This window comes from Paramagnetospirillum magnetotacticum MS-1, from assembly GCF_000829825.1.
Taxonomy (GTDB): Bacteria; Pseudomonadota; Alphaproteobacteria; order Rhodospirillales; family Magnetospirillaceae; genus Phaeospirillum; species Phaeospirillum magnetotacticum.
In genome coordinates, this window is sequence record NZ_JXSL01000025.1 from 36,252 (window position 1) to 50,127 (window position 13,876).

Sequence of the window (13,876 nt, forward strand, 5' to 3'; positions counted from 1 at the left end):
GAATCCGTCAGATCAACGCCCTAATCCCCCGGCTCTTGATACTCATCAAGACGCCCGATGTCCAACTTTTCCACAATATGTGACGGAATGTGATCGGAGTTTGTCGGTCTCTCCTTGGTCACGCCGCTTCGTTGATGGGATGGCGCCCGGCGATCAGGCGGTGGAATTCCTCCTGCCAGCGGTTCTCCACATCGGGGGTAAGCTCCAGATTACCGTGCAGGCGACCGTTCTCGCATTCGCGTCCGACCATGGACAACGCCACCGAGCAACCCTCGATCCGCACCTTGACCCGCATGCCCTTGCCCACCGGGCAGACATCGCCCTGGATGGTAAGGCCCTGTTCGGAAATCTCGTCGAACACCACCGGGACCTCGACACCGCCCATATCGACCAGCCCTTTCATGCCCAGGGCGTAGCGTGGGCCGTTGCGGCGGTCCACTTCCTTGGTGGCGGTCCGCACCACCCGGATGATGACGCTTTTCAGCGATTCGATGGCGCGGGCCACATCGACGGAAATATCGTTGACCTTGGTGGCGCGTTCGCCGGTCAGGCTGGCCTCTTGCGAGACATCGGCGATCCGTTCGGCCACCTCGCTGGCGGCCTGGGTGGTCTGGGCAATGTTGCGGGCAATTTCGGCGGTGGCGGCGTTCTGCTGGCGGATGGCGCCAGCGACGCTGACCGAGACCTCCTCGACGCTCTTGATGGCCTGGGCGATTTCGCCGACGGAACTGACCGCCTCGGCTGTGGTGGCCTGGACTTCGTTGATCTGCGCCGAGATTTCCTCGGTGGCCTTGGCGGTCTGATTGGCGAGGTTCTTGACCTCGTTGGCCACCACGGCGAAGCCCTTGCCCGCCTCGCCCGCCCGCGCCGCCTCGATGGTGGCGTTCAATGCCAAAAGATTGGTCTGGGTGGCGATCTGGTTGATCAGGTCAGCCACTTCGCCGATGCGGTTCACGGCCGCCGACAGCCGGGTAATGGTATCTTGTGCCTTGCCCGCGGCGGTGACCGCACCGCCGGTGACCTGCCCGGCATTGGCGATCTGTTCTCCGATCTCGCGGATGGAGGCGGAAAGTTCCTCGGCGGCGGCTGATACGGTCTGGGCGTTGGACAGGGCCTGAGTGGCGGCGGCGGCGACGCTTTGGCTGTTGCCGCCCACGGCGCCAGCCGAAGCCGCCATCTTGCCCGCGTTATCGGCCATCAGCGAGGTCTGGGCCGCCACCTGCTCGACGGCGGCGCGGGTTTCCAGTTCCACCGTCTCTGCCATGTTCTGCAAGGCGGCGATGCGCTCGGCTTGCGCCGTGGCGCGGTCTTCTTCCTGGGCGGTGCGCATGCGCTCGGCATCGCGCATGGCATCGCGGAAGACGCGCACGCTTCGCGCCATGTCGCCGATTTCGTCATGGGACTCCACCGAGGGAATCTCCATGGAGAGGTTGCCGCCCGCCAGGGTTTCCATGACGGCGGTCATACGGTTGATAGGCTGTGACACGCGTTTGAAGGCGGTCCATGCCGCCCAGCCGATGCCCGACGCCAATCCCAGCACCGCCAGCCAGATCATGGCCTGAAGGCGGCTTTCGTAGAACTCGTCCAGCCCCTGGACAAGTTCGGTGACCTTGGCGGCATTGGCGGCGGCCAGGACCTCGATATGTTTGTTCAGGGCCTGGCGATTGGCTCGGTTGGCGTCGTTGTCGCCGAAGGCACGGGCTTCGGTCGTTCCCACCTCGCGGCCCAGCCGGACCAGTTCGGCCCGGAATTTGGCGAATTGGTCGGCTTGGTCGGCGGCGGGTTTGAACGCGGCCCGTTCGGCCTCGGGCACCATGGCCGACCATTGCGACATCAGGCGGCTGATTTCCGCGGTGTTCTTGAGAATGGCGGGGGCGTATTTCTCCGCCTCCTTGGCGTCCCGGCTCATATAGACGCCGCGCGAATCCATCACCACCGCATTGATCAGGCCGTTGACCTTCTCGCCGATCACCGCGCGCTGGGACGCCGATTCCATTTCCATCACATGCTGGTGATAGGTGGCCATGGAGCGGATTCCCACCAGGGCCATGGCGATCGCGGCCAGTCCGACCAGACCGACGGCAGCGAAGATCCTGAGCTTCAGCGATAAGTGCATAACCGACCCTCCCCCTGGGGAAATACCTACTCAGGGACAGATAAGTTTTCGCACTGCGGAATCTCAGGTCATAGAGATTATGACTTACGGTTAAGGGTGCTCGCCCTAGCTTATCGGCCGATGACCAGGGTTGCCCAACCGTCGATGACGATGCGGCGCTTCAATGTCAAACCCTGGCGTTCATGATTGGCCATGACCATGCGTTCCTGGCGTTCCAGCAGACCCGACAGGATGGCCAGCCCGCCCGGGGCCAGATGGGCGGCGAGATCGGGGGCGAAGCGGCACAGCGGCCGGGCCAGGATATTGGAGAAGATCAGATCATAGGGCTTTCCCCGGCCCACCACCGGATTGCGGTAGCCGTCGCTGACCACGGCGGTGACGAAGCGTCCCACGCCGTTATTGGCGGCATTGCCAGCCAGGACCTTGACCGCCGAGGGATCGATATCGGTGCAGACCACCATGGTGGCCCAGACCTTGGCCGCCGCGATGCCGAGAATCCCTGAGCCGGAGCCCAGATCCAGCACGGCCCGCCGCCGGTGCTGCTTGGCCAGGGAATCGAGCGCCAGCAGACAGCCGCGCGTGGTGGCGTGTTCGCCCGAGCCGAAGGCGGTGCCAGCGTCGATCTCGATGCCGATGGAGCCCACCGGCGGCTTGCCCTCCCAGTGGGAGCCGTGCACGAAAAAGCGACCGGCGCTGATGGGCGGGAAGTCGCGCAGATTCTCCAGCACCCAATCCACATTGGGCAGCATCTCGACGCCCAGCGGCGGCACGTCGATGCCGTTGGCGGCGGCCACCGCTGACAGGGCCGAGACGATGGCGGTGCGGTCAGGTGGCGTGCGGGAAAAGCCTTCCAGGAACCAGTCGCACTCGCCGTCCGAGATGCCCGAACGGTCTTCCATGAACATGGTCACCGCCTCGGCATGGCGTTCGAACACCTCCTCGAACACCGGGAGGGTCTCCATGGAGACGGTGAGGCGCAGACGCCAGATGTCGGGGAAGACGGGGGGCATGTCGGTTCTCGCGGCTATCGTTGACCACTAGTTTCTCCTTACATTCCCGCTTTTGCGGGAATGAAGGATGTAAAGGATGTAAAAGTATGTGGGGTGTTAGACCGCCGAAACGAAACTGTCGAGCACCTTCTTGATGCCCGCCTTGTCGAAGGCGATTTCCAGCTTGTTGCCGTCCAGGGCGATCACGGTGCCGTTTCCGAACTTGTCGTGGAAGACCCGCTGGCCGGTCTTGAAGGTGCTTGAACTTTCGCGTGGCTTGGCCTGGCCCCAACTGGTGGGGGCGGCGGCCTGCCGGGGTTGGCCGAAGCGGGCGCGGCTCCAGGCGGGATCATTCCAGGCGGCCCGCGATTCCTCCAGGCCCGACCCGTGCAGGCCGCGCTCGCCCGAACGCTCCACATGGGAATCGGGCAGTTCGTCCACGAAGCGGGACGGCAGTTGCGACTTCCACTGGTTATAGATGCGGCGATTGGCGGCGAAGGAGACCAGGACCCGCTTTCGCGCCCGCGTCAGGCCCACATAGGCCAGCCGCCGTTCCTCCTCCAGCCCCTTGGTGCCGGATTCGGCCAGGGCGCGGGAATGGGGGAAGACCTCCTCTTCCCAGCCGGGGAGAAACACCGAGTCGAATTCCAACCCCTTGGCGCCGTGCAGCGTCATGATCACCACGCTGTCGGCTTCGGCGCGGGAATCGTTTTCCATGACCAGGGCCACATGTTCCAGGAAGGAGGCCAGGGAATCGTATTCCTCCAGCGCCGCCACCAGTTCCTTCAGGTTTTCCACCCGGCCAGGGGCATCGGGTGATTTGTCCGCCTTCCACATCTCCACATAGCCGGATTCGTCAAGAATGGTGGCGGCCAGTTCCGCGTGGGGCATGGAATCGAGCAGCGATCGCCAGCGGTCCAGATCCTCGATGAACTTGGCCAGGGCCTGACGCGGCTTCGGCTTAAGTTCGTCTGTGCCGGTCAGGCGGCGGGCGGCCTCCAGTAGCGGCACCTGCTCGGCGCGGGCCGCCATGTGGATGGTCTGAATGGCAGCCTCGCCCAGGCCGCGCTTGGGCGTATTGACGATGCGCTCGAAGGCCAGCCCATCGGCGGCCGACACCACAAGGCGCAAATAAGCCATGGCGTCCCTGATCTCCAGGCGCTCGTAGAAGCGCGGGCCGCCGATGACGCGGTAGGCAATGCCGGTGGTGATCAGGCGTTCTTCGAATTCGCGGGTCTGGAATCCGGCGCGCACCAAGATGGCCATGGAGGAAAGTTTCTCGCCCCGCCGCTGCAGCGTCTCGATCTCTTCCACCACCATGCGGGCCTCGGCCACGCCGTCCCACACCGCCTTGGTGCGGATCTTCTCGATGGACTCGGGCTCGTGGGGGATGCCGGGGCGCAGCGTTTTGCCCAGTCTTCCCTCGTTGTTGGCGATCAGCGCCGAGGCCGCCGCCAGGATATGGGGCGTCGAGCGGTAATTGCTTTCCAGGCGCACCACGCGGGCGCCGGGGAAGTCCTTCTCGAAGCGCAGGATGTTGCCCACTTCGGCCCCGCGCCAGGAATAGATGGACTGGTCGTCATCGCCGACGCAGCAGATGTTGCGATGCGTCTGGGCTAGCAGGCGCAGCCACAGATACTGGGCCACATTGGTGTCCTGGTACTCGTCCACCAGAAGATAGCGAAAGCGCCCCTGCCAGCGGGCCAGAGCCTCTGCATCACTCAGGAACACGGTCAGCACATGCAGCAGAAGATCGCCGAAATCGCAGGCGTTGAGCGACTTCAGCCGCTCCTGATAGGCGCGGTACAGCGCCTTGGCCTGACCCTCGGCGCCGCCATCGGCCGCCGCCTTCTCGGGCGTCACGGCGCGGTCCTTCCAGCGCTGGATGGTGGCCATCAGCCCTTGGGGCGGGGTGGCCTTGGGGTCCACATGGGCCTCGGCCATTACCTGCTTTAGGACCCGCATCTGGTCGTCGGCATCAAGCACGGTGAAATCGCCCGACAGCCCCACCGCCTCGGCATGGGAGCGCAGGATGCGAAGGCACAAGGAATGGAAGGTGCCCAGCCAGATACCGTCCGAGACCGGGCCGACCAGTTGCGCCACCCGCTCCTTCATCTCGCGCGCCGCGCGGTTGGTGAAGGTCACCGCCAGGCATTGCCAGGGCTGGGCCAGATTGGAGGCCAGGATATGGGCAAGGCGCGAGGTCAGCACCTTGGTCTTGCCGGTGCCCGCGCCCGACAGCACCAGAACCGGACCCTCGGTGGTGGTCACCGCCTGAAACTGTTCGGGATTGAGGCCTTTCAGCCAAGGGGCGTCCGGCGGGACGGGCCGGGGCCCAGAGGCGCGGGGCGGGGGCGGGGAGGCGGGGGCCTCATCGTCGAGGGCGAAGGGATCGGACATGGGCGGATATTGGCGGAACCCTCTCGCCGGTGCAATGTGTGTCCCCGCTATTCCTGCAATGCGGCTGTGTGAGGCGGTTCATTGAAGCAATCGCCGCCAAGGCCCAGACTCTTGTTCATAGGAGCGCGTTCCACCCGAGACAGGGAGGTCCGCCATGCGCAAACGCCTTCTCATCGCCGCCACCCTCGCCCTGACGGCCATATCCCTTCCCGCCTGGGGTGGCGACTGGGCTTTTCCGGCAGCAAAGCAACCCGGCTGGTCCGCCAACACCACCGTGGCTCTCAAGATGGGCGTCATGGTTCCCGATGCGGCAGTGGGCAGCGGCCTGGCCGGTGGCTTCGAACTGGCCTTGGACGATCCACTGTTGCAACTGCCCTATGGCAAGATCCGCGATCAGTTCAGTTATAACCGCTTCGACCATGGCGGGCTGATGCTCCAGACCCTGGAGTTCAATCCCCACTACATGATCCCCGTCATCGACAATCTATGGGTCGGCGCAGGGCCCGGTGTGGGCTGGGTCTTCACCGATTCCAATTCCGGTCCCAGCCCCGACATGGCAACCCTCCAACTGGGCGCCAGCGCCTATTACACGGCGGGCCAACTGATGCTCGGTCTGGAAAGCCGCTATCAATGGACCGGCGACGAGCGGGTCGGCAATGCGTCCAGCGCCGATAACTGGCTGACCATGCTGAAGATCGGCTATGCATATTAGTCCCTTCCGCGTTTCCCTCAGGGGCATGGTATATATCCTCGGATATGCCAGTGCTCCGGGGGGAGGATGTTCCGATGCTTGAACTGACCGACGACCTGCGGATCGGCCATCCGGTGATCGACGCCGATCACCAGCGCCTGATCGAGATCATCAACGAGTTTCTTGAACACTCGAATGAGGTGAATCCGCAGATTCTGCACGAGACGCTGAAGTCCTTGCTGGCCTATGGCCGCGAGCATTTCGCGCGCGAGGAGGGTATCCAGCGCCAGTGTCTCTATCCCTATCAGCAGGGGCATTCGAACGAGCATAAATCCCTGCTTGATCAGGTGCGCGAGATCGCCAGGGCCTATTTCGTCGCCAAGACCAAGCCCCTGAACGCCACCTCGGTGCAAGACGTCAACGAACTGCTCAAGGCCTGGCTGATCGGCCACGTCAAAAAATTCGACACCAGCATGCGCGACTGGGTGGCGCCCTCCTTGGATATGGACGCCCCGCGGATCAAACTGGCCTCGCCCGATCTGGCGGCTCTGATCATCAGCCCCAACGAGCGGAGCCGTGCGCGGCTGGCCGATCTTCTGAGCGAACTGGGAGCGTCAAAGGTTTTGCAGGCCGAGGACAGCATCACGGGGCTGGGCATGGCCTTCGGGGACCCGGTACCAGATTTCATTTTCTGCGATCTGGAAACCGAGCCCCTGGACGGCGGCGCCTTCGCCGGGGCGCTGCGCGGCAGCAACAAGGCCTATATCACGCGGATACCGCTATTGCTGCTCCATGATGCCGAGGATGCTGAGGCCATTCAGAACGCCATGGCGGCGGGAGCCAGCGGCGTCTACCCAAAATCCTTCAATCCGACGAATCTGGGGCGGTTGCTCAATCAACTGCTCTTGCGCTGACCCTGGCGGGAAAAATCAGCGGGTGGGGCATTAGCGGGAACGGCTGACGGCGGCCATGGCCTCCGGTGAGACGGTCGAGGCGGGAGAAGCGCTGCGCCGATATCCCTGACACGCGACGCAGGACAGGGCCCATAGCGGGCGACCAGAAAAAGGTGAGCCCGTATCGTGGCATTGGCCGTCGCGGTAATGGCTGCAGGCGCCGCAGGTTCCAGGAATAATCATCGTCGCATTCTTTCAGCTTATGCCCATCGCCAGGCAAGCTATGCCAAAAGAATGTATGAAATTTACGCTGCATTTGAATGTGTCAAAAACGGAAATGGGGCCGGGCGACGAATTGCGAAGGCCTTGGCTTAGTCGCCGAACACGTCCCTGAAGCTGGCCATCAGGGCGCAATCCACGTCTTCCAGGGTGGGGGTGAGCCCCAGATCCCACAGCGAGGTGACACCGTGTTCGCGGATGCCGCAGGGCACGATGCCTTCGAAATGGGAGAGGTCGGGATCGACGTTGAGCGCGATTCCGTGGAAGGTCACCCAATGGCGCACCCGCACGCCGATGGCGGCGATCTTATCCTCGCGTCCCGCTCCCCTGTCCACCCAGATGCCGACCCGGCCCGTGCGCCGCTCGCCCTTGACCACGAAGCGCGCCAGGGTGCGGATCAGCCATTCCTCCAGATTGCAGACATAGGCCCGCACATCGGCGCCGCGTTTCTTGAGATCCAGCAGCACATAGGCCACCCGCTGGCCAGGGCCGTGATAGGTGTACTGGCCGCCGCGCCCCGATTCGTAGACGGGAAAGCGCTCGGGATCCACCAGATCCCTTGGGTCGGCGCTGGTGCCCGCCGTGTAGAGCGGCGGATGCTCCAGCAGCCAGACCAACTCAGGCGCCGTACCGGCCCGGATGGCGGCGACGCGTTCCTCCATGGCGGCCACGGCCTCGTGATAATCCACAAAAGAATCGGAAATCCGCCACTCGACGGGAGAATTCATCTAGGACTCCGGGATGCGTGCTTGATTCGGCCGAAGTGATTTGGTATTCCCCTGTCTCCTCGTTGGCAAGCCCTTCGAGGCTACCGGAAGTACGCGGCCATGGCGGAACTGGTAGACGCGCAAGCTTGAGGTGCTTGTGGGGTAACTCCCGTGGAAGTTCGAGTCTTCTTGGCCGCACCATCTGAACCTATCAAGCCCGCCGGCGACCCCGGCGGGCTTGGTTGTTTTTGGACTTTTGCGCAATATTATGACTCGCTGCCTGGGCAGTGGTCATACCGCCATACCCTTGCATTTCCTGTGGTTTTCCGAAATTAGCCCCATCGGAGGCTTTGCCTGTCGCCTTCAAGCGAGTATGGTATCGCCCCGATCAAGCAATAACATTACGCCAGAGGTTGCCGTTCCATGAGCATGTCCGACGAGTTGCGCGACGCGGCGCTGGAATACCATCGCCTTCCCACCCCCGGTAAGATCAGCGTCACCCCCACCAAGCCGCTGGCCACCCAGCGCGACCTGGCGCTGGCCTATTCCCCCGGTGTGGCCGCCGCGTGCGAATTGATCGTCGCCGACGAGGACAGCGCCGCCGATGTGACGGCCAGGGGCAATCTGGTGGCCGTGGTGACCAACGGCACCGCCGTTCTGGGCCTCGGCCCCATCGGCCCTCTGGCCGCCAAGCCGGTGATGGAGGGCAAGGGCGTCCTGTTCAAGAAGTTCGCCGGTATCGACGTCTTCGACATGGAACTGGCCGAACTGGACCCGGACAAGCTGGTGGACATCATCGCCGCCATGGAACCCACTTTCGGCGCCATCAATCTGGAAGACATCAAGGCGCCCGAGTGTTTCGAGGTGGAGCGCAAGCTGCAAGAGCGGGTCAAGATTCCGGTCATGCATGACGACCAGCACGGCACCGCCATCGTGGTGGGCGCCGCCATGGTCAACGCGCTGCGCGTGGTGGGCAAGGATATCGGCGAGGTCAAGCTGGTGGCGTCGGGCGCCGGTGCTGCGGCTCTGGCCTGTCTCAACCTGCTGTGCAAGCTGGGCGTCAAGCGCGAGAACGTCTGGGTCACCGATATCAAGGGCGTGGTCTATGAGGGCCGCACCGAGTTGATGGACCAGTACAAGTCCATCTACTCCAAGAAGACCGACATGCGCACCCTGGCCGAGGTCATCGAGGGCGCCGACATCTTCCTAGGGTTGTCCGCGCCGCGCGTCCTGACCGGCGAGATGGTCGACAAGATGGCGCAAAAGCCCATCGTCTTCGCGCTCGCCAATCCCACCCCGGAAATCCTGCCCGACGAAGTCAAGGCGGTGCGCCCCGATGCCATCATCGCCACGGGCCGCTCGGACTATCCCAATCAGGTCAATAACGTCCTGGTCTTCCCCTATATCTTCCGCGGCGCGCTGGACGTGGGCGCCACCCAGATCAATGACGAGATGAAGCTGGCCTGCGTCTATGCCCTGGCCAATCTCGCCATGGCCGAGTCGGATGAGCGGGTGCGCGCCGCCTATGGCACCGCGCCGCTGACCTTCGGCCCGGAATACCTGATCCCCAAGCCCTTCGATTCCCGCCTGATCATCAAGATCGCTCCCGCCGTGGCCAAGGCGGCCATGGAATCGGGCGTGGCGCGCCGTCCCATCATCGATTTCGATGTCTATATGGACCGGCTGAACCAGTTCGTCTTCCGCTCCGGCCTGGTGATGAAGCCGGTCTTCGACCGCGCCCGCCAGGACATGCGCCGCATCGTCTATACCGAGGGCGAAGGCCGCCGCGTCCTGCACGCCGTGCAGACCGTGGTGGATGAAGGCCTGGCCCATCCCATCCTCATCGGGCGGCGCGAAGTGGTGGAAAAGCGCATCTTGGATCTGGACCTGCGCATCCGCATCGGTCAGGACTTCGACCTGTGCGACCCGGAAGACGATCCCCGCTTCAACGAGTACTGGCGTCTCTACCACTCCATCATGGAGCGCCATGGCGTCAGCCCGGAATACGCGCGGACCGTGGTGCGTACCCGCAATACGGTGATCGGCACCTTGATGCTGAAGCGCAAGGAAGCCGACGCCATGATCTGCGGCACCATCGGCCGCTACGACAAGCATCTATCGCACATCCTCAACGTCATCGGCACCCGTGACGGCGTCAAGGTTCCGGCGGCCATGAACCTGTTGATCATGCCAGCTGGGACTTTCTTCATCTGCGACACCTATGTGACGCCGGAACCCACGCCCGAACAGGTCTGCGACATGACCTTGCTGGCCTCGGAGGAAGTGCGGCGCTTTGGCATCGAGCCCAAGGTGGCCTTCCTGTCCCATGCCAATTTCGGCAACCGCTCCTCGGCTTCCGCCGCGCGTCAGCGCGAAGCCCTGGCCCTGCTGCGCGAAAAGGCTCCCTATCTGGAGGCCGAGGGCGAAATGCACGGCGATGCGGCGCTTTCGGAAGAAATCCGCACCCGCATCTTCCCCAATTCCAAGCTGAAGGGCGCGGCCAATCTGCTGGTCATGCCGACGCTGGACGCCGCCAATATCTCGTTCAACCTGCTGAAGGTTGCGGGCGACGCCTTGTCGGTGGGGCCGATCCTGATGGGCATCGCCCAACCGGCCCACATCCTCACGCCGTCCGCCACAGTGCGCAACATCGTCAACATCACCGCCCTGGCGGCGGTGGATGCCCAGATGCACGCGGGCAAGGGACGGTAGGCACCGCAAGATTCACAGCGAAGGCACGAAGGAAAAAGAAGAAGAGATTCTTCATTTCTCCTTCGTGTCTCTTCGAGCCTTCGTGACTTCGTGGTGAACCGACCGATCCACGCGCTACTTTGTCGGCGGTTTGGCCCTGACGCCGTGATGCATGGCGTTGATCTCGGCCAGCTCGGGATGGGCCGCCAGCACCGCCAGAACCGCCTGCGTGGGGACGATCTCCTCGGGCAAGCGCTCGAACAGGGCGGCCAGGAAGGCGTAATCCTCGGGGTAGTCCAGGGTCCAGCGGCAGTCCAGCGACAGGTCGGCGCCAATGCGCGCGATATTGCCGCGCTTCACATGGGACGCCTTGCGCATCCAGGGCGTCACATGCTCGCGCTCGAAGGGCTCGGTGGCCGTGCGGTCCGCCTCCATCAGCAGGGCGCGGGTGAACACCTCGGCATCCAGGCCATGGGGCCAGGAGGGCGGGGTGTTGTTGCAGCAGAAGTCCAGCCCCTCGGTCTTGAGCTTGGCCAGCATGTTCCCGCACAAATCCGGGTCGAGCAGGGGGCAATCGCTGGTTACCCGCATGACCACATCGGCCTCGGCCAGTTCCGCCGCCAGGGCGTAACGCTTCAGCACATCGGCGGACGGGCCGCGCGCCACCAGGGCGCCGCAGCGGATCGCCTCGGCGACCACGGGCGCTTCGTCTTCTCCTTCGGGAATGGCGCAGACCACCCGATCGATGCCGGGAATGGAGGCGCACCGGCGCAGGCACTGGGCCAGGGCGCTCATGCCCCCCAGAGGCATCAGGATCTTGCCCGGTAACCGGGTCGAGCCCATGCGGGCCTGGACGATGACCGCCGCCGTCACAGCCCCAGGACCTCGCCCAAGCCCTCCACCACCCGGTCCACATCGGCTTCGGTCATGGCCGCCGACAGGGGCAGGGACAGGCAGCGGCGGTAGTATTCCTCCGCGCCGGGCAGGCTGATCTCGCCCAGCAGCTTGCGGTAATAGGGCAGCTTGTGCATGGGGATGTAGTTCACCTGGGTGCCGATGCCCTTGGCCCTGAGCGCGTTCATCACCTGGGCCCGTGTCGTGCCGCAGGCGGCATAGTCGATCAGCGCCACCGACAGATGCCAGACCGCGTCACCGCCCGACAGCGTGATGGGTGTCACCTTAGGGGCCAGCGGCGCCAGCTTTTCGCGGTAATGGCGCACCAGTGCGCGCCGCGCCTCGGCGAAGCGGGGCAGCTTGGCCAGTTGGCTGGTTCCCAAGGCGCACTGGATGTCGCAGGCCCGGTAGTTGAAGCCCAGGTCCTGCATCTCGTAATACCAGGGATTGGGCGCGCCCTCGGCGTCGAAGCCTCCCGCCTCATCTTCGAAGACCGAAGAGTCCCGCGTGATGCCGTGGCTGCGATAGAGGCGCAGGCGGGTGGCCAGGGCGTCGTCATTGGTGGTGATGGCGCCGCCTTCCCCCATGGCGATGGTCTTGGCGGGGTGGAAGGAGAAGACGTTCATCTCGCCATGGCGGCAATCGCCGACGACCGTGCCGTCGGCGGCGACGGTGCCGAGCGCGTGACAGCAATCCTCGATGATCGCCAGACCATGACGGCGGGCCACGGCGGAAAGGCCCGGCATGTCCGCCGACTGGCCGTTGAGGTGGACGGGAAGCACGGCCTTGAACCGCTTGCCAGGATGGGCCGCCATGGCGGCTTCCAGGTCCTCGACCCGCATCAGGCCGTTATTGGGGTCCACATCGGTCAGCACCACTTCGGCGCCCACATAGCGGGCGCAATTGCCCGTGGCGGCGAAGGTCTGGGCGGGCACCAGCACCGCATCGCCGGGACCGATGCCTAACGCCAGCACCGCCAGATGCAGAGCGGCGGTGCCATTGGCGCAGACCACGGCGTGCTTGGCTCCCACCGTGCGGGCCAAGGCATCCTCGAAGGCGGCGACCGAAGGCCCGGTGGTCAGAATTTCGCCGCGCATGACGGCGGCCACGGCGGCGATGTCGTCCTCATCCACCACATGGCGGCAATAGGGGAGGAACGGTTCCTGGGTCACAGTTCCAGCCCCGACAGCATGGAATGCAGGCGCGGCCCGTCCATCCAGTCGGTGTTGTTGTCCGAGCCATAGCGGAAGTCGTCGGGCACCACCTTGGCGCCCGCGTCGATCAGATGCTCGGTGGTCCAGAAGGCGAAGACCGGCTGGATGATATAGCGGTCGGGCAGCTCCACCGTGTTGCGGGCGTAATCCTCGGTGATCATCACTTCGTGGATCTTCTCGCCGGGGCGAATGCCGATGATCTTGTGCGGCAGGCCCGGCCCCATGGCCTCGGCCAGATCGGTCATGCGCATGGAGGGGATCTTGGGGATATAGGTCTCGCCGCCCTGCATCTTGTCCAGGCACGACAGCACGAAATCGACGCCCTGTTCCAGGGTGATCCAGAACCGGGTCATGCGGGCATCGGTGATGGGCAGTTCGGTGGCGCCATTCTGGATCAGCTTGTGGAAGAACGGCACGACGGAACCGCGCGAGCCCACCACATTGCCATAGCGCACCACGGCGAACTTGGAGCCCACCGAGCCCGACAGATTATTGGCGGCGACGAAGATCTTGTCCGAGGCCAGTTTGGTGGCGCCGTAAAGATTGATGGGGCTCATGGCCTTGTCGGTGGACAGCGCGATGACATGGCCGACCTTGTTGGCCAGCGCCGCCTGCACCACGTTCTCGGCGCCCAGGATATTGGTGCGCACGAATTCGAAGGGGTTGTACTCGGCGGCCGGAACCTGCTTCAGCGCGGCGGCATGGACCACCACGTCCACTTCGCGCATGGCCATCTGCAGCCGCTCGCGGTCGCGCACATCGCCCAGGAAGTAACGCAGGCAGCGATGCTGGGCCGGGTCGAAGGTCTGGGCCATCTCGAACTGCTTGAGTTCATCGCGCGAAAAGATGATCAGGCGATGCGGGTTGTAACGTTCCAGCACCGTTTTCACGAACTTCTTGCCGAACGAGCCGGTGCCGCCGGTGACCAGGATGGACTTGCCCTCGAGATCGAGGTTGATGTCGTAGTACTTGGATGCGGTCAAGGCATCACTCCTTCGGCGA

10 protein-coding genes and 1 tRNA gene are annotated in these 13,876 nt (G+C 64.1%); 4 read left to right on the plus strand and 7 right to left on the minus strand.

Translation table 11 applies throughout. The annotated features are described in order from the left end of the window. Positions 1 to 118 precede the first annotated feature (118 nt). From CCC_RS07470 to CCC_RS07480, 3 genes are all read right to left on the minus strand, one after another. Complete coding sequence (locus CCC_RS07470) at positions 119 to 2,116, minus strand: methyl-accepting chemotaxis protein (RefSeq protein ID WP_009868600.1); 1,998 nt, start codon at positions 2,114 to 2,116, stop codon at positions 119 to 121. 110 nt (positions 2,117 to 2,226) lie between these two features. After that, positions 2,227 to 3,126 (minus strand): 50S ribosomal protein L11 methyltransferase, encoded by a 900-nt coding sequence (locus CCC_RS07475; protein ID WP_009868601.1) that lies wholly within the window; start codon positions 3,124 to 3,126, stop codon positions 2,227 to 2,229. Positions 3,127 to 3,222: 96 nt separating this feature from the next. After that, a complete protein-coding gene (locus tag CCC_RS07480) occupies positions 3,223 to 5,505 on the minus strand; it encodes an ATP-dependent helicase (protein ID WP_041040634.1) in 2,283 nt (760 codons plus the stop codon). 154 nt (positions 5,506 to 5,659) lie between these two features. Between CCC_RS07480 and CCC_RS07485 the strand changes: the two genes are divergently transcribed. Then, positions 5,660 to 6,217, plus strand: coding sequence for a hypothetical protein (locus tag CCC_RS07485; RefSeq protein WP_009868603.1), 558 nt, complete (start codon positions 5,660 to 5,662; stop codon positions 6,215 to 6,217). A 74-nt stretch (positions 6,218 to 6,291) separates the two neighbouring features. Beyond that, complete coding sequence (locus CCC_RS07490) at positions 6,292 to 7,110, plus strand: bacteriohemerythrin (protein WP_009868604.1); 819 nt, start codon at positions 6,292 to 6,294, stop codon at positions 7,108 to 7,110. 350 nt (positions 7,111 to 7,460) lie between these two features. Here CCC_RS07490 and lipB read toward each other — a convergent pair whose 3' ends face one another. Continuing rightward, complete coding sequence (lipB, locus tag CCC_RS07495; protein WP_041040636.1) at positions 7,461 to 8,096, minus strand: lipoyl(octanoyl) transferase LipB; 636 nt, start codon at positions 8,094 to 8,096, stop codon at positions 7,461 to 7,463. A gap of 93 nt (positions 8,097 to 8,189) precedes the next feature. On the opposite strand from lipB, the gene CCC_RS07500 reads away from it, so the two are divergent. Together CCC_RS07500 and CCC_RS07505 are read left to right on the plus strand one after the other, a co-directional pair. Next, positions 8,190 to 8,276, plus strand: a tRNA-Leu gene (locus CCC_RS07500). Between the two features lie 228 nt (positions 8,277 to 8,504). Further along, positions 8,505 to 10,787 (plus strand): NADP-dependent malic enzyme, encoded by a 2,283-nt coding sequence (locus tag CCC_RS07505; protein ID WP_041040638.1) that lies wholly within the window; start codon positions 8,505 to 8,507, stop codon positions 10,785 to 10,787. Positions 10,788 to 10,901: 114 nt separating this feature from the next. Here the strand turns inward: CCC_RS07505 and CCC_RS07510 are convergent, their stop codons facing one another. Genes CCC_RS07510 through pseB form a run of 3 tightly spaced genes read right to left on the minus strand, consistent with a single transcriptional unit; the run spans position 10,902 to position 13,857 of the window. Continuing rightward, positions 10,902 to 11,639, minus strand: a complete 738-nt coding sequence (locus CCC_RS07510; protein WP_009868826.1) for a cytidylyltransferase domain-containing protein — start codon at positions 11,637 to 11,639, stop codon at positions 10,902 to 10,904. After that, on the minus strand, positions 11,636 to 12,832 hold the full coding sequence (gene pseC / locus CCC_RS07515) for a UDP-4-amino-4,6-dideoxy-N-acetyl-beta-L-altrosamine transaminase (protein WP_041040640.1): 1,197 nt from the start codon (positions 12,830 to 12,832) through the stop codon (positions 11,636 to 11,638). Before pseC ends, CCC_RS07510 begins: the two co-directional genes overlap by 4 nt. Then, positions 12,829 to 13,857 (minus strand): UDP-N-acetylglucosamine 4,6-dehydratase (inverting), encoded by a 1,029-nt coding sequence (gene pseB / locus CCC_RS07520; protein ID WP_041040642.1) that lies wholly within the window; start codon positions 13,855 to 13,857, stop codon positions 12,829 to 12,831. Before pseB ends, pseC begins: the two co-directional genes overlap by 4 nt. Positions 13,858 to 13,876: the final 19 nt, after the last annotated feature.